Here is a 20,973-nt window from a genome sequence, read left to right on the forward strand (position 1 = left end):
GTGTTCAAAATCTTAGACCTTTACATCGGTAGAACCATCATCTCTACCACTGCCTTGGTTTTAGCGACGTTTGTTGGCTTATCGGGCATCATCAAATACGTAGAACAGTTACGTAAAGTAGGGCGAGGCGTGTATGACCTAACTCATGCGTTGTACTTTGTGTTGCTCAGTGTGCCGCGTGATATCGAAATGTTCTTCCCAATGGCGGCATTACTCGGTGCCCTTATTGGTTTGGGTATGTTGGCGTCAAGCTCTGAGCTGGTGGTGATGCAAGCTGCTGGTTTCTCAAAGTTGGATATCGGGTTATCCGTGCTCAAAACGGCGGTGCCACTTATGCTTATCGTTATGACGTTAGGGCAATGGGGCGCTCCAGAAGCACAAAAGATGGCTCGTGACCTACGATCCTTTGCGATATCTGGAGGTAGTATTGTCTCAGTTCGTTCTGGAGTTTGGGCTCGTGACGCAAACGACTTTATCTTTATAGGTAAAGTCGAAGACGACAAGCTTTATGCTTTAAATATGTGGCGTTTTGATGATGATAAGAATCTACAAAAGGTTATCTTTGCTGAAGAGGTCGACTATCAACAAGATAACAATTGGTTGATGCGAGACGTACAAATCACGGATATGAAAAATGAAAACGTGATTTCGAAGCAAGACATCGAACAGATGGAATGGCATACGTCATTGGCTCCAGATAAGCTAGCTGTGGTGACGGTAAAGCCTGAAGAGTTATCACTGAGCGGTTTGTATGATTACGTGACCTATCTGAAAGCATCTGAGCAAGATGCGTCTCGCTATGAATTGGCGTTTTGGCGTAAGTTGACACAGCCGCTTTCAATTGCCGTGATGATGTTGATGGCGCTATCGTTTGTTTTCGGTCCACTCAGAAGTGTGACCATGGGGGCAAGGGTATTATCGGGCGTGGTTGCCGGGTTTACTTTTTATATATCCAGTGAGTTCTTTGGCCCATTAAGCTTGGTATATGGCATATCCCCTGTGTTTGGTGCATTGGCCCCGAGCCTGGTGTTCTTAGCCATTGCGATTGCGCTGCTGAGAAGAAAGCTGTAGCTGAAGTATCACCGAATAAACCATGTTTCATTGGACTAAATGTAAAAGGAAGGCATTATGCCTTCCTTTTTTGTATCCCCGGATAAGTTAGTTTGCCTTAGGCAACACAACAACCTCTGTTTTTGCCCAAATGTCGTGGAACCCACGTTTCTTGGGATCAATCGGTACAGTCAGGTTTGCCAAACCAAAGCCAGATGTTGCAATACGAATCAGGGCTTGAGTGACTGTAATCGGCGCGCCGTCTTTGGCATTGCGAACTCGAAGTTTCCAAGCGCGCATCCCAAGTGTTTGTCCTGCTCGCGTCCAGAAGAAGACAAAGAAGTATATCCACACAACCGCAAGATACAGTGTAAACAGAGGGCTTAATACAGGGTGCTTTCCGAGCATATCAGCGGCATCTGCGTACTCGCCATAGCTCAACAGCCCTGCTGCATTTAGTGCAAATACAACGGCCATAACAATACCTGCGGCCATCATTTCGATTGCGATAATAATCAATGTGTCGTAAATCAACGCTGCAAGTCGACGAAAGAGACCTGCAGGTGGAAGAGTTGTAGACGTCGTCATTATTCCATCACTTACCTTAAAAATTGTGCGTCAGAATATAGATTCCCTCACCAAGAGAAAAGAGACCTAACGCACAGAGTCTTTAATTATGCATAAACGAAGTGACTTTTCTGCTGTGTGTTATGAACACATATCATGATGTACAAGGCCTTTCGGTAACCCATTTCAACTGAATTTTACTTGCCTAACAATTAGCTTTTTGGTCTGTAACTAGATTAGACAGATGAGAGAGTTGGTGTTTCTCATCTTCGGTATAATGCTGGCTCAAGGAGAGCTCTAAAGCTTTTTCTGATAGCTTGGTTGCAGGTGATAAAAACAACTTGGGGTGCATACTAGAAAGAGCCAGCAAGGCTTTTTGTAGGCGAATCTGTATTTGGAGTTGCGCTGCACCATCGTGCGCGATTGGCAAAAAGACATCATCAAATAAATCTTGGCAGCTTAATGCGGGCACAAATAGCCTAGGGTATCGAGTCTTGGTAGGCGGCTCACTGAGTAGGTCTCCCCATAATGAAAGTGCTCGTACAGAACGCCCAAGAACGTCAATCGCGGTACCGTTATCATTCACTGCAGGGGAGAGAGCTCGTGAGGCGATCTCCGCCATAACGACTAATCCAAAACGAGGATCTTGATCATAGGAACGCTCCGTTCGAATCGTGAAGGCCGCCGTTACTTCGCTTTCGTCTGGCAACGCTCCACAAACCCAAGCCAATGGTTGACTCACATACACAAAGCTTCCTGGTTGTCGTTCAAGATAGATAGTGCATTGGTTTGCTTCAGCAATACTATCGAGATGATGCATATCAACATGCTGTAAGTAGCCAATTTCTTGGCTGAAAATAGGCTTGCTTCCTCTGGGTTTATGTTCTGGATGGCTCCATGGGTGAGCGCCTAGCCAACGCTCTTTGCCCCGTTTTCTTATCGCATCTAACAAAGCTTGTTCCACGTAGGAGGTAGTTTCACTGACTCTCCCTAGTACGGAAAGGTGCTGAATCCAACGTAGCAAGGTGAGTATGATCATCACGATCACGGCGATGGTTACGATGAATAGGTAAATTTGTGCTTGTTGATGATAGGCGCCAATGCCTAGCGCGATAATGCCTACCAAACTAAATAGAAAAGAGCCAAGAAAGGTCGCCAAAGCATTTTGTGTTGTGCTGTCTTCCATCAACAGTTTTGTCGCTCGCGGCGTTACCCCTGCACTAGCGGCACTGTACGCTGAGACCATTATATTGAGCGAGAATGTGGTCACCGCAAGCATAGAAGTCGCGAGGATATTTAATATGTTGTTAAGCAAATCCTTACTGACGTTGATTGCAGGAGGCAGAGTAATGAACTGGTTTAAAACAATGGATATTAGGGCAGTAGCGACAGCAAGTAAGGCATAAAGTGACGTGCGAACCCACAGTTTACGCGTCATTTGCTTCAGTAACCATTGCCATTTTGACCCAGTCATTCGTATGCTCCTATGAGGTTCTTACTCGAAAGTCGATAGAAAATTCAGAAAGTTATTCTTGCTTAAGCATAGGTTAAATCTTCCTCATTCTACGTGGAATTTCATGCATCATGAGAGTAAGAAAGCCGCTTGCTTCAAAGAATGGTGTTCTTGAGGTGTGAATTACCAAGATTCTGTTACCTTAATTGATAGATGCATTAAAAGTATGTGATTGAAAAGAGGTAGCCATGATTGTAATTACAGGTGCAAGTAGCGGTTTAGGGGCAGAGCTGGCAAAGCGTTATGATGCGGAAGACAAAGAGACGTATATCATAGGAAGAAACACAGAAAAACTATCCGCACTAGCTAAACAACTCTCTCATAACGTCGGCTATCAAGCTTGCAACCTCTCATTACATCAAGATGTGAAACACCTATTTGATGGGATGAAACAGCCGCCTGAAATGGTCATTCATAGTGCAGGAAGTGGTTATTTTGGCGAACTGGAAGAGCAGGAGCCGGAAGAGATTCAAAAACTGATTGATAATAACCTGAATTCTGCCATTCATGTATTAAGAGAGTTAGTAAAGCGTTACAAAGATCAACCGATAAAAGTGGTCATGGTTATGTCTACTGCTGCGCAACAGCCTAAAGCGCAAGAGTCTACGTATTGCGCTGTGAAGTGGGCTGTCAAAGGATTAATCGAGTCGGTTCGTTTGGAGTTAAAAGGAAAGCCAATGAAAATTATCGCGGTTTATCCTGGTGGAATGGATACGGAATTCTGGAAGACAAGCGGCAACACGATGGACACGAGTCACTTCATGCAAGCGGAAGATGCTGCCGAGATGGTCCATACGGCTTTGTCGAGCATTGGGAATGGTTATGTTTCTGATATTACAGTGAATAGAGTTTAAAAAAGAGTTACGTATACCCATTTTTATCTGGATCAGTAGTAGGAAATGGAGTGTACGTTTCTTATGAGTACAGCTTTGTCACACTTTGTGGCGAAATTATCAGCAAACGATAGTTATTTAAGGTATTTCTGCTTGCGCAGGTCAAAAGCTTCCGTATAATGCCAACCATCAAAGGGCAATAGCCCAAAGATGCCGGTGTGGTGAAATTGGTATACACGACGGATTCAAAATCCGTTGCCTTCGGGCGTGGCGGTTCAAGTCCGCCCACCGGTACCATAATTCATATGATAAAGCCTCGACGTAAGTCGGGGCTTTGTTGTATCTAGGGTTTGTGAATTCAAATCCAGCGTGGCGTCAGGAATGCCAGGCCCAGTCAGTCCACTCTTTACTGCTTTCCATTTTTACTTTTCTAAAAATAAAAAAGCGCGAGGGATTACCTCGCGCAAGCTACTACATGATAATAGTAGGGAACAGCTTATAGAGCTGTGAACAAGGTGTTCTGTGAGTCAGGTGTCCAATCGGCTTGAGAGACGTGTGGGACGTTGACGAGATAACGTTTGCCAGAGTACGTCACAACATCTCCCTCTTTATATGAAACATTCACTTCCCAATTTGTTGCCGGATCAGCATTGGTCCAAAGGCTAGAGGTTGGGGAAGGTGCCCAGTCCTGCTGTGCGTTATGGCTGGCCACTGCTTGGTAAACGGTGCCTAAATGTAGGACGTAGTCGCCAGCGTTGTAGCTATGACCAACTTGCCAGTTTGGTGTGTAGTTATCCATCGTATCGAATACATAGCCAGCTTGTTTTGCTAGTCGGATAAATTCCGCTAATTTAGGTAAATTCTTGGTTGCGCCCATTCCTCGCTTACCGTCTTCAAACAAAAACTCATGCGTTAGAATAATGACCTTGTCTGCGTGTAGTGGTGTACCACATGGAAACTCTTGTGCTTTTGAATTGATAGGGTTGATGGTGGTAGGAGCACAGTTGTTCAATGCTGCATCTACGTAACCTAGGAAAGGTTCTGCCTCTGTTAGACTGTTGGCTGGCATTGCTATCCCCCAGTTTTCAGGTGCCCAATCCACATCCCAACCATGTGTTTGATAGCCTTTATTAGCCAGAATGTTTTGTACCGCAATTGAGGCTTTCACACTGTTTGATGGGTCGTTGATATCACAAACGTAGCCTGGTTCCCAAGGTTTAAAGTCATCAGATGTTGCACATAATCCATCTGCTTTGAAGTCTTTAGTCACGCGCCAACCATTGGTGTAGGGCAGTCTAGCAAACTCTGTTGCCTTATAATTCGGGTAGCTTGTAATGTTAGGCAAATACTTCTCTAACACAGATAAGTTTTCCGTAAACATTGAGGCATCGTAAACAGGATCTTGGTACGAGTTAAGCTGGTGGTCGCCGGTAGCATTGCATTCTGCTGCGCTATTAGGTCCAAACTCATCAACGCAGTTATGAACCATATGATCGTAACTATGGTTCGCGACAATATGACCAGTGTCTAATGCGAGCTTTAAGGCTTCTAGCGAACGGTCTTCATTCTCATCACCAATTCCGTCTAAGTGCCAAGCATTAAAGTAAAACGTCGCTTTGATATCTTCTTGGTTAAGTACTTGAATAACGTCAATAGAAGCATTGATTGGTCCATCATCAAACGTTAAATAAATGGTGCCTTTAGAGTCGGTTTGAGCAAATGAGTATTGTGATAGTGCGGCACTTACAAGCGTTGCAATAGCCAATTTATTAAATTTCATTCTCTATTCCTTTTTAGAAATTAATAACGACGTTGTCAGTAGTAATATATTGATAATTTGAAACCTAATGTGGTGTCTTAATTTATTTCCTGACTTTTATCCTAGACCTAAATAATTACTAAAAAACAGGTCGTATTTTCTAAATTGGGATTATGTTCACGAATAATGCAACCGGTTGCGCTTTTTTGTCTTGGTTATTTTTGCTACAGTTTTTGCAGGTTGAAATTTACACAACGGGAGTAAGGCTATGAAAAAGATCCTTTTATGCTGTAGCGCAGGGATGTCAACTAGTATGCTTGTTAAAAAAATGGAGCAAGCTGCTGAAAGTAAAGGAATTGAGTGCAAAATTGATGCGATGTCAGTGAATGCATTTGAAGATGCAATTAAAGAGTACGATGTTTGTCTTCTCGGGCCTCAAGTACGTTTTCAGCTAGAAGAGCTAAGAAAAACGGCGCAAGAGCATGGTAAAAACATTGATGCGATTTCTCCTCAGCATTATGGAATGATGAAGGGAGAAGAAGTACTAGAGCAAGCATTAGAATTAATTAACTAAACCATAGTTTTAAATTTAAAAAAGATAACTGTACATCAAATATAAATATTTGATGCGGGATTCTTTTGCCTAAAATAAGGATGGATTCTATGAAGCTTTATGACGCAATTATAGGCGCAGTCGAAAAGCATATAGCCCCTATAGCAGCAAAAGTGGGGAATCAGCCCCATGTTCGAGCAATGAGAGACGGTTTTATAGTTGCAATGCCGTTTATTATTGTCGGTAGTTTCATTTTGATTTTTGCATTCCCACCATTTGCCGAAGACACGACCTTTACTTTTGGTCGAATTTGGCTCGATTTCGCCACCACACATTTTGATACCATAATGATGCCCTACAACATGTCGATGGGGATCATGACCATTTTTGTTTCGCTCGGCGTTGCTTATAGCTTAGCTAAGGCTTACAAGATGGATGGGATCACGAGTGCTGTATTGTCGCTGATGTCTTTTTTACTCATCGCGGCCCCTGCTAAAGATGGCGCGTTGTCTATGTCACACATGGGAGGAACCGGGATCTTCACCGCAGTGATGTGTGCATTCTTCTCGGTAGAGCTCTACCGTTTTATGAAAAAGCACAATATTACGATTCGTATGCCAGAGCAGGTGCCACCGGCGATTGCACGATCATTTGAAGTACTGTTACCAGTCTTAGCGATATTTATTACCTTATATCCACTTAGCCTTTTCGTGCAAACCCAGTATGACATGCTGATTCCTGATGCGGTCATGGCTGTCTTTAAGCCTTTAATTAGTGCGTCTAACTCATTGCCTGCCATTATTGGCGCTCTATTGCTTTGCCAACTACTTTGGTTTGCGGGTATCCATGGTGCTGCAATTGTTGTGGGGCTGCTTTCTCCAATTTTCTTGACCAACATTGGTGCCAACATCGAAGCCTTTGTTGCAGGTGAACCGATTCCAAACGTATTTACTCAGCCTTTCTGGGATTTTTACATCTTTATCGGTGGCTCTGGTGCAACACTTGCTCTTGTTATGCTGATGTCATTTAGCCGTTCTGTTCACCTTAAGAGTATTGGTCGAATGAGTGCGGTGCCTGGCTTCTTCCAAATCAATGAACCTGTGATCTTCGGTAGCCCAGTTGTGATGAACCCGACCTTGTTTATCCCGTTCGTCTTCGCTCCAGTCATCAACGCTACGATAGCGTACTTTGCTGTGCATGTCGGCTTTGTGGGTATGGGGGTCGCTACAACGCCTTGGACAACACCAGCACTGATAGGTGCTTCGTGGGGTAGCGGTTGGACCTTTGCTCCAGTATTGCTCGTCATTGGTTTATTGATTCTTGATCTAATTATCTACTTCCCATTCTTCAAAATGTTTGAGAAGCAAATGTTGGAGCAAGAACTACCAACGACGAAAGAAACTAAGGATGAGGCGCAACCTTCAGGTGAAGGTGTTACTGCTTAACGGTGCTTAATGGGCCGCAATTACCGCGGCCCGATTTTCGGAGAGAAAATGATGGAACAAGAATTGGTTGTGATGGAGATCATCTGTAATGCTGGCGAAGCCAGAAGTTTGAGCTACGAGGCGTTGCGTTTATCTAGAGAACAAGATTTTGATGCGGCTGAGGAGAAGCTCTCTCAAGCAAGAGAGTGCATTAACAAAGCCCACTTAATTCAGACTCAGTTGATTGAGGAAGATCAGGGGGAAGGGAAAGTCCCGATGACGTTAGTGATGGTACATGCTCAAGATCACTTAATGACCACGATTTTGGCTCAAGAAATGGCTGTAGAAATCGTTGCACTGAACAAAAAAATCTCGAACAAATAAGGGGAGAAAAATGTCTAGAGAGGCGATCAAACTTGCCATTATTGGCGGTGGTAGTAGTTATACCCCTGAACTGGTTGAAGGGGTTATTAAGCGCTTAGAATATTTACCCGTTAAGAAGATTCATTTTGTGGACATTGAGTCAGGAGCTGAGAAGCTTGAGATTATCAAAGGTCTAGCGCAGCGAATGGTTGATAAAGCAGGTGCAAAGATTGAGATAAAAGCAGACTTTGATCGTCGTGCTGCGATAAAAGATGCGGACTTTGTGATGACGCAGTTCCGTGTGGGTGGTCTTGCTGCTCGTGCTAATGACGAGCGAATTCCAATTAAATACGACGTCATCGGCCAAGAAACAACAGGCCCTGGTGGGTTTGCTAAAGCACTGCGAACCATCCCGGTTATTCTTGATATATGTAAAGATATTGAAGAGTTGGCACCCAATGCATGGATGCTCAATTTCACCAACCCTGCGGGTTTGGTCTCTGAAGCCGTCAGTAAGTACACCAAAGTAAAGAGTATTGGTTTATGTAATGTGCCGGTTTCGATGGAAATGATGATCGCAGAAATGATGGAGTGCGAGCCAAAAGAGCTACAACTGGAGTTTGCCGGATTAAACCATCTCGTTTGGGTGCACAAAGCATGGCTCAATGGAGAAGATATTACTCAAACGGTATTAGAGAAAGTCGGTGATGGTGCTAACTTCAGCATGAAGAACATCTGGGAAGAACCGTGGGATCCAGCATTTTTAAAAGCGCTGGGGGCGATACCATGTCCTTACCATCGTTATTTCTATCAAACCGATGCTATGCTCGCTGAAGAGAAACAAAGCGCGGGTGAAAAGGGCACTCGTGCTGAGCAGGTAATGGAAACAGAAAATGCGCTATTCAAGCTCTATCAAGATCCTAATCTCGATCATAAGCCGAAAGAGTTAGAAGAGCGGGGTGGGGCTTATTATTCAGATGCATCACTAAACTTGGTTGATTCAATTTATAACAATCGTAATAGTATTCATGTTGTTAACGTCTTAAATAACGGAGCGATTAACGGCCTCCCCGACGATGCTGTGATTGAGTGTAGCGCGGTGATTGGTAGTTGGGGCGCGAAACCTCTTGCGGTTGGTGAGCTGTCAAACAATATCAAAGGATTACTCTATCAAGTCAAAGCATATGAACAGTTGACAATAGACGCTGCTGTTGAAGGTAATTATGACAAAGCGCTCATGGCATTAACCAACAACCCATTGGTGCCAGACATTGGTCGTGCCAAGTCAATTCTGGATGATATCCTAGCGGTGAACGCTCCGTATTTACCTCAATTTAAACTAACGACGTTGTAGTACTAAGGAAGGGCGCCAATGAAAGTCATTTTTAATGCTGATGATTTTGGTTTAACGAGAGGTGTAAATAACGGCATCGTAAAAGCTCATCAGCAAGGTGTTGTTCATTCAACCACCATGATGGTCGGTATGGATGCTGAGAAACATGCTTTAGAGTTGGCTCGCCATAATCCAGACTTGAGAATTGGCGTTCATCTTAGGTTTACAGCGGGAGTGCCTCTAACTGGACACCCTAATTTGACCAACGGTCGAGCGCATTTTATCAAATACGACGAACTGTGGGGTAAGCAGGACTTCGAAACTCAGGTCATTTATGACGAAGCAAAAGCTCAGGTGGAACATTTTTTATCGCTTGGGTTAGAGCTAAGCCACTTAGATAGCCATCATCACGCGCATACTCACCCTCAAATTTTGCCCGTTATTAAAGAGGTAGCGAGTGAATACCGAGTGCCACTGCGGGGCACTGGCTTGTGTCAAGAATCGATGACAACAAGGTATGTCTTTACTGACGAGTTTTACGATCAAAAAGTAAGTTTAGATGGTTTGATGGCGCATTTATTGAGTCTAAAGACAAACTATGATTTGGTTGAGGTGATGTGCCACCCGGCAGAGGCCGATCAAGCGCTGATTTTAAAGAGTGGTTATGCGCTTCAGCGAGAGCTAGAGTTACAAGTTCTAACCTCTCCCATTTTAAAAGAACAGTTAGCTCAACATGGTATAGCTGTCACGGATTACTCTGAGCTCGTTTCTACCAATCAAATGGTCGGTGTATGATTAAAGGCTGCCAGCTTCGCCCCCTATAAGCACCTTACGAATTGCTGGCAGCCGTTCTACACAAACGGATATTTAATAACAATTGCAGTTGGACCCAATAGCATTATGGCAAGGATTAAAGATGTCGCCGAACTCGCCGGTGTAAATCGCTCTACCGTTTCTCGAATCATTAATGGGGAGGGGAAGTTTCGCGAAGAAACTCGAAAAAAAGTAGAGCAAGCTATGGCGCAACTGAATTATCGCCCGAGTGCGATTGCTCGTTCACTCGCAACCTCATCCAGTAATATGGTTGGCTTATTGGTGACTTACTATACGGGGGGCTTCTTTGGAGAGATGATGGAGCAGGTTCAGACTGAGCTGGATATTCATAAAAAGTTTCTGATTACCGCTCAAGGACATCATTCTGCAGAAGGTGAAAAGGAAGCCATTCAGCGTTTTAATGATCTGCGTTGTGATGGCTATGTCCTCCATAGTCGTTATTTGTCAGATGATGATTTACGTGAATTAGCAAAACAGCCTACGCCTTTCGTTCTTCTGGATCGCTATGTTGAAGGAATAGAAGAGCGTTGCGTTACTTTTAATCATCATCATGCAAGCCGTATTGCCGTCGAGCATCTTTTAGCTGGTGGTCATAGAAAAATCGCCTGTATTACCGGTCCATCCCAACGTCATAATAGTTTATTAAGAAAGCTTGGGTACGTTGATGCGATGAAGGACGCAGGTATCGATATTGACGAAAGCTGGTGTGAAGAAGGGAATTATGGTCGGCAAAGTGGTTATGATGCAATGGCTGCAATTTTACAACGACACCCTGAAGTTACTGCAGTCTTTTCTTGCAGTGAGGAAATGACGGTCGGTGCAATGCAGTACTTACACGAGCACAATATTTCAGTACCGGAGCAAATCTCTTTAACTAGCTTTGACAGTGTCGACCTTTGTGAAAGCCTTTATCCTACAGTGTCGGCAGTGCACTTTCCTATCAGTGATATGGCCCGTGTAGCGGTACAAACATTAATGGGATTAGTCAAAGGTCAAGAAATAATAGATAAGCCAACGTTCGAGGCTCAGCTTAAAATACGCAAAGCAGATCGAACCTTAAAGTAGCTTGCTTTTGCTCATTAAATGAGTAATTAGAAATGACCATCTGATGTTTTGATACTTACTGATGAATTTATTCACAAAATTTACTAGTATTCTAACTCTCTTAGGCAACGTAAATCAGTAGTGAATAAGTGGCAGCCATTAAACTTACGGTCGATCGTATTCAACCCGGATTACATATCCGTCTTCCGCTAAAGTGGAACGATCACCCTTTTCTACTCAATAGTTTTAAGATTAAAGATCAAGAACAAGTCGAGATGATCCGTCACCTCGGTGTAAAGTTCGTTTACTTTAATCCAGAGCAAAGTGATGCCGCACCACTTCCAGTCGACCAGATACAAGCTGATAGAGTAACGAATGAAGCGTCGCTAGATCATGAAACTCAAAAACTTTGGCAAGAAAAACAAAACCGCATAGAAAAGTTAAGTGCGTATCGTCGACGCGTTATCCAGTGCGAAAAAGAGTTTGAGCGCTCTCTTGCGCGTATGCGCTCGGTCATGACGAAAATTCGTAATCGTCCAACAGCTGCCGTTGATGAAGCGAAGCTTCTTATTGAAGATATCGTCGAGAAGTTAATGTGTGATGATAATGTCACTCTACACCTGATGAACGGTAAAAATGAGTTTGAAGATATTTATTTCCATTCGTTGAACGTTGCTGTTATCGCCATGATGATTGGCCGTGCTAAGGGGTACTCAGCTGCGCAGTTGAAAGAGCTTTCATTCTCAGCGCTATTCCACGATATCGGGAAAATAAAAATTCCTACCGCAATATTAAGAAAGCAAGCACCGCTGACGGAACCAGAAACTAACTACTTAAAGTTGCACACCAAATATGGAGTAGACCTTGCGAGCCAAATAGAAGGTTTTCCCGAAGTTGCAAGAGTTGTGATTGCACAGCACCATGAACTAAGAGATGGGTCTGGCTATCCCAAAGGTCTGAAAGGAGATGAGATCAACGAGTTTGCTCAAATTATTGCTGTAGCTAACGCATTTGATAACTTGTGTCATACACCTATAGTCTCAGAGCAAAAAATTCCTTATACCGCACTCTCTCATTTATATAAGAACTGTAAACACCTATATAAAGAAGAAAACCTGAATATCCTGATTAAGTTTATGGGCGTGTTTCCTCCAGGCACTGTGGTTCAGCTTTCCAATAATATGGTGGGCTTGGTTATCTCAGTGAATGCATCGCATCTATTATTCCCAAATGTATTGGTTTACGACCCATCAGTGCCAAGGACGCAGGCGCCAATCATTGATCTTGCATCAAAGGATATAAAGATAGTTAACGCGATTCATCCGTCTAAATTGCCGGAGAAAATCAAAGAGTATCTTAATCCGCGTTCACGCATTTCTTACTTCTTCGATAGTGATGAGTAGTTACCCACAGATTTTTGTGGGTAAGCTGTAGAAATCTTGAGTGTTATTTTGGGGTAATTTTTAGGTTGGATGGAAAGTATCCACTTGGCATGTTTTTTTAGAAAAAATGCATTTTTAGTATTGCCAAAGAAAATCTTATCCCTATAATGCGCATCCATCGACACGGCAGACGCCACAAGGCTTCAGTAGGGTCGAAGAGGTAAAAAGGTTCTACGAAAAATTAGTTGAAAAAAGTGTTTGACACTAACAACCAAATCGCTAGAATGCACCTCCGCTTTGAGAGAAAACTTCTCGAAAAGCAAGCTCTTTAACAATATAGACCTATCAATCTGTGTGGGCACTCGTTGATGATAATCCAATTAGAGACTTCGGTTTCAAATTAGGTTTCAATGAAACGAAGTGACCATTGAATCTTCGGATTCAGCACAGTCAATTCAAACATTACTTTATGTAATGTTCAGTATTCATTGAGCCGAACAAAATCTTAAATTGAAGAGTTTGATCATGGCTCAGATTGAACGCTGGCGGCAGGCCTAACACATGCAAGTCGAGCGGAAACGAGTTATCTGAACCTTCGGGGAACGATAGCGGCGTCGAGCGGCGGACGGGTGAGTAATGCCTAGGAAATTGCCCTGATGTGGGGGATAACCATTGGAAACGATGGCTAATACCGCATGATGCCTACGGGCCAAAGAGGGGGACCTTCGGGCCTCTCGCGTCAGGATATGCCTAGGTGGGATTAGCTAGTTGGTGAGGTAAGGGCTCACCAAGGCGACGATCCCTAGCTGGTCTGAGAGGATGATCAGCCACACTGGAACTGAGACACGGTCCAGACTCCTACGGGAGGCAGCAGTGGGGAATATTGCACAATGGGCGCAAGCCTGATGCAGCCATGCCGCGTGTATGAAGAAGGCCTTCGGGTTGTAAAGTACTTTCAGCAGTGAGGAAGGCGGGTACGTTAATAGCGTGCTCGTTTGACGTTAGCTGCAGAAGAAGCACCGGCTAACTCCGTGCCAGCAGCCGCGGTAATACGGAGGGTGCGAGCGTTAATCGGAATTACTGGGCGTAAAGCGCATGCAGGTGGTTTGTTAAGTCAGATGTGAAAGCCCGGGGCTCAACCTCGGAATTGCATTTGAAACTGGCAGACTAGAGTACTGTAGAGGGGGGTAGAATTTCAGGTGTAGCGGTGAAATGCGTAGAGATCTGAAGGAATACCGGTGGCGAAGGCGGCCCCCTGGACAGATACTGACACTCAGATGCGAAAGCGTGGGGAGCAAACAGGATTAGATACCCTGGTAGTCCACGCCGTAAACGATGTCTACTTGGAGGTTGTGGCCTTGAGCCGTGGCTTTCGGAGCTAACGCGTTAAGTAGACCGCCTGGGGAGTACGGTCGCAAGATTAAAACTCAAATGAATTGACGGGGGCCCGCACAAGCGGTGGAGCATGTGGTTTAATTCGATGCAACGCGAAGAACCTTACCTACTCTTGACATCCAGAGAACTTTCCAGAGATGGATTGGTGCCTTCGGGAACTCTGAGACAGGTGCTGCATGGCTGTCGTCAGCTCGTGTTGTGAAATGTTGGGTTAAGTCCCGCAACGAGCGCAACCCTTATCCTTGTTTGCCAGCGAGTAATGTCGGGAACTCCAGGGAGACTGCCGGTGATAAACCGGAGGAAGGTGGGGACGACGTCAAGTCATCATGGCCCTTACGAGTAGGGCTACACACGTGCTACAATGGCGCATACAGAGGGCGGCCAACTTGCGAAAGTGAGCGAATCCCAAAAAGTGCGTCGTAGTCCGGATTGGAGTCTGCAACTCGACTCCATGAAGTCGGAATCGCTAGTAATCGTGGATCAGAATGCCACGGTGAATACGTTCCCGGGCCTTGTACACACCGCCCGTCACACCATGGGAGTGGGCTGCAAAAGAAGTAGGTAGTTTAACCTTCGGGGGGACGCTTACCACTTTGTGGTTCATGACTGGGGTGAAGTCGTAACAAGGTAGCGCTAGGGGAACCTGGCGCTGGATCACCTCCTTATACGATGATTATTGCGATGAGTGTTCACACAGATTGATACGGTTTAGATTTCAGAGCAAAATTGGTTCTGCGTAAAATGCTGAAGCAATTTATGTGGGGCTATAGCTCAGCTGGGAGAGCGCTTCGCTGGCAGCGAAGAGGTCATCGGTTCGATCCCGATTAGCTCCACCACATACTTCTGTGTCCCGTTCGTCTAGAGGCCTAGGACACCGCCCTTTCACGGCGGTAACAGGGGTTCGACTCCCCTACGGGATACCATCTTTAAGGGCATTCAATGAGTGCTTTTAAAAATGGTTACTTCTTTGAAGTAATTAGCTCTTTAACAATTTGGAAAGCTGACAAAACAACAATTTATTGTTGTTTGTAAAGTTCTCAAAGTATTCATTTATGAATACAACTAATAACACATTCAAGTGTTCTTGGAATTTGAGTCCGGCAAAATCGAATGTCTCTCGCTCATTCAAATAATGAGAGACAACTTTGGTGATTTGAACATCAACTCGAAACTCCTTCGGGTTGTATGGTTAAGTGACTAAGCGTACACGGTGGATGCCTTGGCAGTCAGAGGCGATGAAGGACGTATTAACTTGCGATAAGCCCAGATTAGGTAGTAAAAACCACTTGAGTCTGGGATTTCCGAATGGGGAAACCCACTTACATAAGTAAGTATCGTTATGTGAATACATAGCATAACGAGGCGAACCGGGGGAACTGAAACATCTAAGTACCCCGAGGAAAAGAAATCAACCGAGATTCCGAAAGTAGCGGCGAGCGAAATTGGACTAGCCCTTAAGCTTTATACGCGTTAGGTGAACAAGCTGGAAAGCTTGGCGATACAGGGTGATAGCCCCGTAACTGACGACGCATATTCAGTGAAATCGAGTAGGGCGGGACACGTGATATCCTGTCTGAATATGGGGGGACCATCCTCCAAGGCTAAATACTACTGACTGACCGATAGTGAACCAGTACCGTGAGGGAAAGGCGAAAAGAACCCCTGTGAGGGGAGTGAAATAGAACCTGAAACCGTGTACGTACAAGCAGTAGGAGCAGGCTTGTCCTGTGACTGCGTACCTTTTGTATAATGGGTCAGCGACTTATATTCAGTGGCAAGGTTAACCATCTAGGGGAGCCGTAGGGAAACCGAGTCTTAACTGGGCGTTCAGTCTCTGGATATAGACCCGAAACCAGGTGATCTAGCCATGGGCAGGTTGAAGGTTGAGTAACATCAACTGGAGGACCGAACCGACTAATGTTGAAAAATTAGCGGATGACTTGTGGCTAGGGGTGAAAGGCCAATCAAACCTGGAGATAGCTGGTTCTCCCCGAAAGCTATTTAGGTAGCGCCTCGGACGAATACTACTGGGGGTAGAGCACTGTTAAGGCTAGGGGGTCATCCCGACTTACCAACCCTTTGCAAACTCCGAATACCAGTAAGTACTATCCGGGAGACACACGGCGGGTGCTAACGTCCGTCGTGGAGAGGGAAACAACCCAGACCGCCAGCTAAGGTCCCAAATTACTACTAAGTGGGAAACGATGTGGGAAGGCTCAGACAGCCAGGATGTTGGCTTAGAAGCAGCCATCATTTAAAGAAAGCGTAATAGCTCACTGGTCGAGTCGGCCTGCGCGGAAGATGTAACGGGGCTAAGTAGTAAACCGAAGCTGCGGCAATACTCTTTGAGTATTGGGTAGGGGAGCGTTCTGTAAGCGGTTGAAGGTGTGTGGTAACGCATGCTGGACGTATCAGAAGTGCGAATGCTGACATGAGTAACGATAAAGGGGGTGAAAAACCTCCTCGCCGGAAGACCAAGGGTTCCTGTCCAACGTTAATCGGGGCAGGGTAAGTCGACCCCTAAGGCGAGGCCGAAAGGCGTAGTCGATGGGAAACGGGTTAATATTCCCGTACTTCTTACAATTGCGATGGGGGGACGGAGAAGGCTAGGTGGGCCTGGCGACGGTTGTCCAGGTTCAAGTGCGTAGGCTGAAGAGTTAGGTAAATCCGGCTCTTCTTAAGGCTGAGACACGACGTCGAGCATCTACGGATGTGAAGTCATTGATGCCATGCTTCCAGGAAAAGCCTCTAAGCTTCAGATTGTAAGGAATCGTACCCCAAACCGACACAGGTGGTCGGGTAGAGAATACCAAGGCGCTTGAGAGAACTCGGGTGAAGGAACTAGGCAAAATGGTACCGTAACTTCGGGAGAAGGTACGCTCTCGACGGTGAAGTCCCTCGCGGATGGAGCTATTGAGAGTCGCAGATACCAGGTGGCTGCAACTGTTTATTAAAAACACAGCACTGTGCAAAATCGCAAGATGACGTATACGGTGTGACGCCTGCCCGGTGCCGGAAGGTTAATTGATGGGGTTAGACTTCGGTCGAAGCTCTTGATCGAAGCCCCGGTAAACGGCGGCCGTAACTATAACGGTCCTAAGGTAGCGAAATTCCTTGTCGGGTAAGTTCCGACCTGCACGAATGGCGTAATGATGGCCACGCTGTCTCCACCCGAGACTCAGTGAAATTGAAATCGCTGTGAAGATGCAGTGTACCCGCGGCTAGACGGAAAGACCCCGTGAACCTTTACTACAGCTTGGCACTGAACATTGACCCTACATGTGTAGGATAGGTGGGAGGCTTTGAAGCGCAGTCGCTAGATTGCGTGGAGCCGTCCTTGAAATACCACCCTTGTAGTGTTGATGTTCTAACGTCGACCCCTTATCGGGGTTGCGGACAGTGCCTGGTGGGTAGTTTGACTGGGGCGGTCTCCTCCCAAAGCGTAACGGAGGAGCACGAAGGTGGGCTAATCACGGTTGGACATCGTGAGGTTAGTGCAATGGCATAAGCCCGCTTGACTGCGAGAATGACAATTCGAGCAGGTGCGAAAGCAGGTCATAGTGATCCGGTGGTTCTGAATGGAAGGGCCATCGCTCAACGGATAAAAGGTACTCCGGGGATAACAGGCTGATACCGCCCAAGAGTTCATATCGACGGCGGTGTTTGGCACCTCGATGTCGGCTCATCACATCCTGGGGCTGAAGTCGGTCCCAAGGGTATGGCTGTTCGCCATTTAAAGTGGTACGCGAGCTGGGTTTAGAACGTCGTGAGACAGTTCGGTCCCTATCTGCCGTGGGCGTTGGAGAATTGAAAGGGGCTGCTCCTAGTACGAGAGGACCGGAGTGGACGAACCTCTGGTGTTCGGGTTGTGTCGCCAGACGCATTGCCCGGTAGCTAAGTTCGGGATCGATAACCGCTGAAAGCATCTAAGCGGGAAGCGAGCCTTGAGATGAGTTCTCCCTGATACTTTAAGTATCCTAAAGGGTTGTCGTAGACTACGACGTTGATAGGCAGGGTGTGTAAGCGTTGTGAGGCGTTGAGCTAACCTGTACTAATTGCCCGTGAGGCTTAACCATACAACACCCAAGGGGTTTTGATGGACTCAATGAAAGAACGTTGAATGTGTAAGAACGAGAATTAAGAAACAGCTTTCCGAATTAAAGAATTTGCTTGGCGACCATAGCGTTTTGGACCCACCTGATTTCCATGCCGAACTCAGAAGTGAAACGAAATAGCGCCGATGGTAGTGTGGGGCTTCCCCATGTGAGAGTAGGACATCGCCAGGCTTTAAATTTAGTGTTCTCCTTTTTTAAAAGGTGAAGACAAAAGTTAAGAGAGCCCGTTTGTAAAAGCGGGCTTTTTTAGTCCTTACGGACACAAATAATGTGCTGATATGGCTCAGTCGGTAGAGCGCATCCTTGGTAAGGATGAGGTCCCCAGTTCGATTCTGGGTATCAGCACCATTTATTGTTTGTTTTAGACTTTAAATTAAAGCCTAAAACAAAACGTAAAGAATTTGCTTGGCGACCATAGCGTTTTGGACCCACCTGATTTCCATGCCGAACTCAGAAGTGAAACGAAATAGCGCCGATGGTAGTGTGGGGTTTCCCCATGTGAGAGTAGGACATCGCCAGGCTTTAAATTTTGGACACTTGCTGATTACAAGCGAGTGATACCACTGCGGAGTGGTAGTTCAGTTGGTTAGAATACCGGCCTGTCACGCCGGGGGTCGCGGGTTCGAGTCCCGTCCACTCCGCCATTTATATTAAGCCCCAGTCGAAAGACTGGGGCTTTTTCGTTAATGCAAGTATATTTCTCCCTTCGTTCGAATGACTCCCGCAGAAGGCCTACTCGTAGCCCGGATCCGCTGCCACTTTTGAAAGACTAAGACTTTTGGTATCTGTAGTGCCAGCTTTCTCTGTAACCGAGTTACACAATTCTAGTTGAATGTAATCTTGCCCATTTCTCTACAGATTCGAGCCTATAGTAAATGCTGGAGACCGATGAATCCGCATGAGCTAGCTCGTAGTTTGTATCCTTGTCACTGCGTATTTCGTTAACGCTCCTCTCTAATAAGAGTTTTCTACTGCTACTTCGCAAATATTCATCGTTCTAGTGTTCTGGATAGTCCCTAGGAGAATGGATTGCTGGAGTTTGTTACCGCTAGTCTGATTTAGTCATTGGAAGAGAATGAGCGTCTAGACTGTTAAGAGAGTAAAGTCATTCGAACATTCATGTCTTTTAGAAAACTGTGTTTTCTTTGCTGATCTTGCTAGTAACGATTAACCTAAGAGGAGTTCTCGTAGGAGTAAGTTTGATGATGCAACAAATAAAAAATGAAACCTTGAAATCCGTATTTAAGCAATGGTCTTCCGAAGAGGGAATTGTGGTCATCAACCCTGCAACTGAGCAAGAGTTAGTTCGGTTAAAGCCTAGTAGTCTAGAGGAGTTAGATACTCTCATTGGTCAGTGCAAAACTGAGCAAGTTCGTTGGGCAAAGTTAAGTGCCAAAGAGCGCTCTCGTCGCTTGAAAAAGTGGTATCAATTACTCCTTGATAATGCAGAAGACATTGCCACAATTATTACCTTAGAGCAGGGGAAACCATTAACCGAGAGTAAAGGGGAGGTGATGTATGGCGCCTCTTTTGTCGAGTGGTTCTCAGAAGAAGCCAAACGTGCTTATGGCGAAGTTATACCTGCCCCCACGACAGATCGACGTCTGTCTGCTATTCGCCAGCCTGTAGGGGTATGCGCTGCAATTACGCCGTGGAACTTCCCTATTGCGATGATTACAAGAAAAGCAGCACCAGCCCTGGCGGCAGGCTGTGGCATGTTGATCAAGCCCTCTGAGCTTACTCCTCTTACTGCAATTGCTGTTGTTGAATTAGCTTATCAGGCAGGAATCCCAAAAGAACTGCTTCCTGTGGTGGTATCAGAGCAGGCAGCTGAGTTTGGCCAAGTACTAAGTACTGATCCTAGGATTAAGAAAGTTTCTTTTACGGGCTCTACGCGAGTCGGGAAGATTTTGATGAAACAAGCCAGTGACTCTGTCAAAGCGGTTTCGATGGAGTTAGGTGGTAATGCACCTTTTATTGTTTTTGACGATGCAGATTTAGATGCGGCTGCGGAAGGGCTTGTCGCTTCGAAGTTCCGTAATGCAGGGCAAACATGTGTTTGTACCAATCGGCTGTATGTCCATGAAGATGTAAAACAAGCTTTTATTGAAAAAGTATTGTCGAAGTTAAACAAATTACAGCTTGGTAATGGTTTAGAGAAAGGTGTCACATTAGGTCCTGTTATTACGATGGCTTCTAAACATCGCCTAGAGGCAGTGATCGATCAAGCCGTACAAGAAGGAGCTTCTATTGCCAACTCCCCGCAGAGACGCTCTGGGCGCTTTATGGAGCCCGTTCTTTTGGATAGCGTCAAGCAGTATATGTCGATTGTTCAGCAAGAGCTATTCGGGCCTGTGTTACCTATTATTACCTTTGAGAATGATGAACAAGTTCTCGGAATGGCGAATGACACAGAGTATGGTTTGGCTTGTTACTTCTACACGAATAACTTCAAGCGTATTGTTGCTTTCAGCGAAGGTCTGGAATACGGCATGGTTGGTGTCAATGAGGGGATTATTTCTACTGAGGTGGCCCCGTTTGGTGGAGTGAAAGAGTCAGGAGTTGGCCGAGAAGGTGCGAAACAAGGGCTCGATGAATATTTGGAGACAAAGTATATTTGTCTCGGTGGTTTAAGCTGAGTTGGTTGATTTAAGCAAAAAGCTGGGTTTTACCTGGCTTTTTTGATCTGGGAGATGTGTGCCACCCACTATGATTATTATTTATTGGTGAACATTGCTTATGGTGGGACTATCGATAGAAAGCAGAGTTGTTGGTGAGCAGATATTCCACTTTAAGTTAAGCGATGCC

The 20,973-nt window shown here is 45.4% G+C and carries 13 protein-coding genes, 5 tRNA genes and 4 rRNA genes; 19 read left to right on the forward strand and 3 right to left on the reverse strand.

All coding sequences use genetic code 11. From position 1 onward, the window contains the following. The gene (lptG, locus tag VEA_RS04290; protein ID WP_005397455.1) at window positions 1–1,071 is read left to right on the forward strand and encodes an LPS export ABC transporter permease LptG; all 1,071 of its coding nucleotides are present in this window, start codon (window positions 1–3) and stop codon (window positions 1,069–1,071) included. An 87-nt stretch (window positions 1,072–1,158) separates the two neighbouring features. Here the strand turns inward: lptG and VEA_RS04295 are convergent, their stop codons facing one another. Both VEA_RS04295 and VEA_RS04300 read right to left on the reverse strand, forming a co-directional pair. Then, window positions 1,159–1,638, reverse strand: coding sequence for an RDD family protein (locus VEA_RS04295; RefSeq protein ID WP_005397453.1), 480 nt, complete (start codon window positions 1,636–1,638; stop codon window positions 1,159–1,161). Window positions 1,639–1,822: 184 nt separating this feature from the next. After that, on the reverse strand, window positions 1,823–3,091 hold the full coding sequence (locus VEA_RS04300; protein ID WP_006742364.1) for a DUF2254 domain-containing protein: 1,269 nt from the start codon (window positions 3,089–3,091) through the stop codon (window positions 1,823–1,825). Window positions 3,092–3,318: 227 nt separating this feature from the next. On the opposite strand from VEA_RS04300, the gene VEA_RS04305 reads away from it, so the two are divergent. Together VEA_RS04305 and VEA_RS04310 are read left to right on the forward strand one after the other, a co-directional pair. Next, window positions 3,319–3,984 carry an SDR family NAD(P)-dependent oxidoreductase gene (locus VEA_RS04305; RefSeq protein ID WP_006742365.1) on the forward strand — a complete coding sequence of 222 codons (666 nt, stop codon included), beginning with the start codon at window positions 3,319–3,321 and terminating at the stop codon, window positions 3,982–3,984. A gap of 191 nt (window positions 3,985–4,175) precedes the next feature. Next, window positions 4,176–4,260: transfer RNA gene (locus tag VEA_RS04310), tRNA-Leu, on the forward strand. A 199-nt stretch (window positions 4,261–4,459) separates the two neighbouring features. Here the strand turns inward: VEA_RS04310 and VEA_RS04315 are convergent. Further along, window positions 4,460–5,743, reverse strand: coding sequence for a polysaccharide deacetylase family protein (locus tag VEA_RS04315; protein ID WP_006742366.1), 1,284 nt, complete (start codon window positions 5,741–5,743; stop codon window positions 4,460–4,462). Window positions 5,744–5,990: 247 nt separating this feature from the next. Between VEA_RS04315 and VEA_RS04320 the strand changes: the two genes are divergently transcribed. The 16 genes from VEA_RS04320 to VEA_RS04395 all read left to right on the forward strand — a co-directional run bounded on the left by VEA_RS04320 (window position 5,991) and on the right by VEA_RS04395 (window position 20,804). Further along, entirely contained in the window at window positions 5,991–6,296 is a 306-nt protein-coding gene (locus VEA_RS04320) for a PTS sugar transporter subunit IIB (RefSeq protein WP_041852887.1), read from the forward strand. 89 nt (window positions 6,297–6,385) lie between these two features. Further along, window positions 6,386–7,720 (forward strand): PTS sugar transporter subunit IIC, encoded by a 1,335-nt coding sequence (locus tag VEA_RS04325; protein ID WP_005397441.1) that lies wholly within the window; start codon window positions 6,386–6,388, stop codon window positions 7,718–7,720. 51 nt (window positions 7,721–7,771) lie between these two features. Further along, entirely contained in the window at window positions 7,772–8,083 is a 312-nt protein-coding gene (locus tag VEA_RS04330) for a PTS lactose/cellobiose transporter subunit IIA (protein WP_031780628.1), read from the forward strand. Between the two features lie 10 nt (window positions 8,084–8,093). Then, window positions 8,094–9,416 carry a 6-phospho-beta-glucosidase gene (locus VEA_RS04335; protein ID WP_005397437.1) on the forward strand — a complete coding sequence of 441 codons (1,323 nt, stop codon included), beginning with the start codon at window positions 8,094–8,096 and terminating at the stop codon, window positions 9,414–9,416. Window positions 9,417–9,434: 18 nt separating this feature from the next. Beyond that, window positions 9,435–10,190 (forward strand): chitin disaccharide deacetylase, encoded by a 756-nt coding sequence (chbG, locus tag VEA_RS04340; RefSeq protein WP_006742368.1) that lies wholly within the window; start codon window positions 9,435–9,437, stop codon window positions 10,188–10,190. Window positions 10,191–10,295: 105 nt separating this feature from the next. Further along, window positions 10,296–11,294 carry a LacI family DNA-binding transcriptional regulator gene (locus tag VEA_RS04345; protein WP_006742369.1) on the forward strand — a complete coding sequence of 333 codons (999 nt, stop codon included), beginning with the start codon at window positions 10,296–10,298 and terminating at the stop codon, window positions 11,292–11,294. A 128-nt stretch (window positions 11,295–11,422) separates the two neighbouring features. Continuing rightward, window positions 11,423–12,676, forward strand: a complete 1,254-nt coding sequence (locus VEA_RS04350; protein ID WP_012841389.1) for a cyclic di-GMP phosphodiesterase — start codon at window positions 11,423–11,425, stop codon at window positions 12,674–12,676. A gap of 486 nt (window positions 12,677–13,162) precedes the next feature. Further along, window positions 13,163–14,715: ribosomal RNA gene (locus VEA_RS04355) — 16S ribosomal RNA — on the forward strand. A 95-nt stretch (window positions 14,716–14,810) separates the two neighbouring features. Beyond that, window positions 14,811–14,886: transfer RNA gene (locus tag VEA_RS04360), tRNA-Ala, on the forward strand. Window positions 14,887–14,897: 11 nt separating this feature from the next. After that, window positions 14,898–14,973 (forward strand) — tRNA-Glu (locus VEA_RS04365). Between the two features lie 264 nt (window positions 14,974–15,237). Then, a 23S ribosomal RNA gene (locus VEA_RS04370) occupies window positions 15,238–18,126 on the forward strand. A 93-nt stretch (window positions 18,127–18,219) separates the two neighbouring features. Further along, a 5S ribosomal RNA gene (gene rrf / locus VEA_RS04375) occupies window positions 18,220–18,336 on the forward strand. Window positions 18,337–18,437: 101 nt separating this feature from the next. Continuing rightward, a tRNA-Thr gene (locus VEA_RS04380) sits at window positions 18,438–18,513 on the forward strand. A gap of 56 nt (window positions 18,514–18,569) precedes the next feature. After that, window positions 18,570–18,686, forward strand: a 5S ribosomal RNA gene (gene rrf / locus VEA_RS04385). Together the 16S, 23S and 5S rRNA genes with 4 tRNA genes alongside form the textbook arrangement of a ribosomal RNA operon. Before the next feature lie 46 nt (window positions 18,687–18,732). Next, a tRNA-Asp gene (locus tag VEA_RS04390) sits at window positions 18,733–18,809 on the forward strand. 558 nt (window positions 18,810–19,367) lie between these two features. Next, window positions 19,368–20,804 (forward strand): NAD-dependent succinate-semialdehyde dehydrogenase, encoded by a 1,437-nt coding sequence (locus tag VEA_RS04395; protein WP_012841390.1) that lies wholly within the window; start codon window positions 19,368–19,370, stop codon window positions 20,802–20,804. Window positions 20,805–20,973 lie beyond the last annotated feature (169 nt).

The organism is Vibrio antiquarius, from assembly GCF_000024825.1.
GTDB lineage: Bacteria > Pseudomonadota > Gammaproteobacteria > Enterobacterales > Vibrionaceae > Vibrio > Vibrio diabolicus.

What these genes read in the sequence shown, in the direction of transcription:
- VEA_RS04295 (WP_005397453.1), bottom strand. Translation starts at nt 1,638, where the DNA reads ATGACGACGTCTACAACTCTTCCACCTGCAGGTCTCTTTCGTCGACTT.
- VEA_RS04300 (WP_006742364.1), bottom strand. Translation starts at nt 3,091, where the DNA reads ATGACTGGGTCAAAATGGCAATGGTTACTGAAGCAAATGACGCGTAAA.
- VEA_RS04305 (WP_006742365.1), top strand. Translation starts at nt 3,319, where the DNA reads ATGATTGTAATTACAGGTGCAAGTAGCGGTTTAGGGGCAGAGCTGGCA.
- VEA_RS04315 (WP_006742366.1), bottom strand. Translation starts at nt 5,743, where the DNA reads ATGAAATTTAATAAATTGGCTATTGCAACGCTTGTAAGTGCCGCACTA.
- VEA_RS04320 (WP_041852887.1), top strand. Translation starts at nt 5,991, where the DNA reads ATGAAAAAGATCCTTTTATGCTGTAGCGCAGGGATGTCAACTAGTATG.
- VEA_RS04325 (WP_005397441.1), top strand. Translation starts at nt 6,386, where the DNA reads ATGAAGCTTTATGACGCAATTATAGGCGCAGTCGAAAAGCATATAGCC.
- VEA_RS04330 (WP_031780628.1), top strand. Translation starts at nt 7,772, where the DNA reads ATGGAACAAGAATTGGTTGTGATGGAGATCATCTGTAATGCTGGCGAA.
- VEA_RS04335 (WP_005397437.1), top strand. Translation starts at nt 8,094, where the DNA reads ATGTCTAGAGAGGCGATCAAACTTGCCATTATTGGCGGTGGTAGTAGT.
- chbG (WP_006742368.1), top strand. Translation starts at nt 9,435, where the DNA reads ATGAAAGTCATTTTTAATGCTGATGATTTTGGTTTAACGAGAGGTGTA.
- VEA_RS04345 (WP_006742369.1), top strand. Translation starts at nt 10,296, where the DNA reads ATGGCAAGGATTAAAGATGTCGCCGAACTCGCCGGTGTAAATCGCTCT.
- VEA_RS04395 (WP_012841390.1), top strand. Translation starts at nt 19,368, where the DNA reads ATGATGCAACAAATAAAAAATGAAACCTTGAAATCCGTATTTAAGCAA.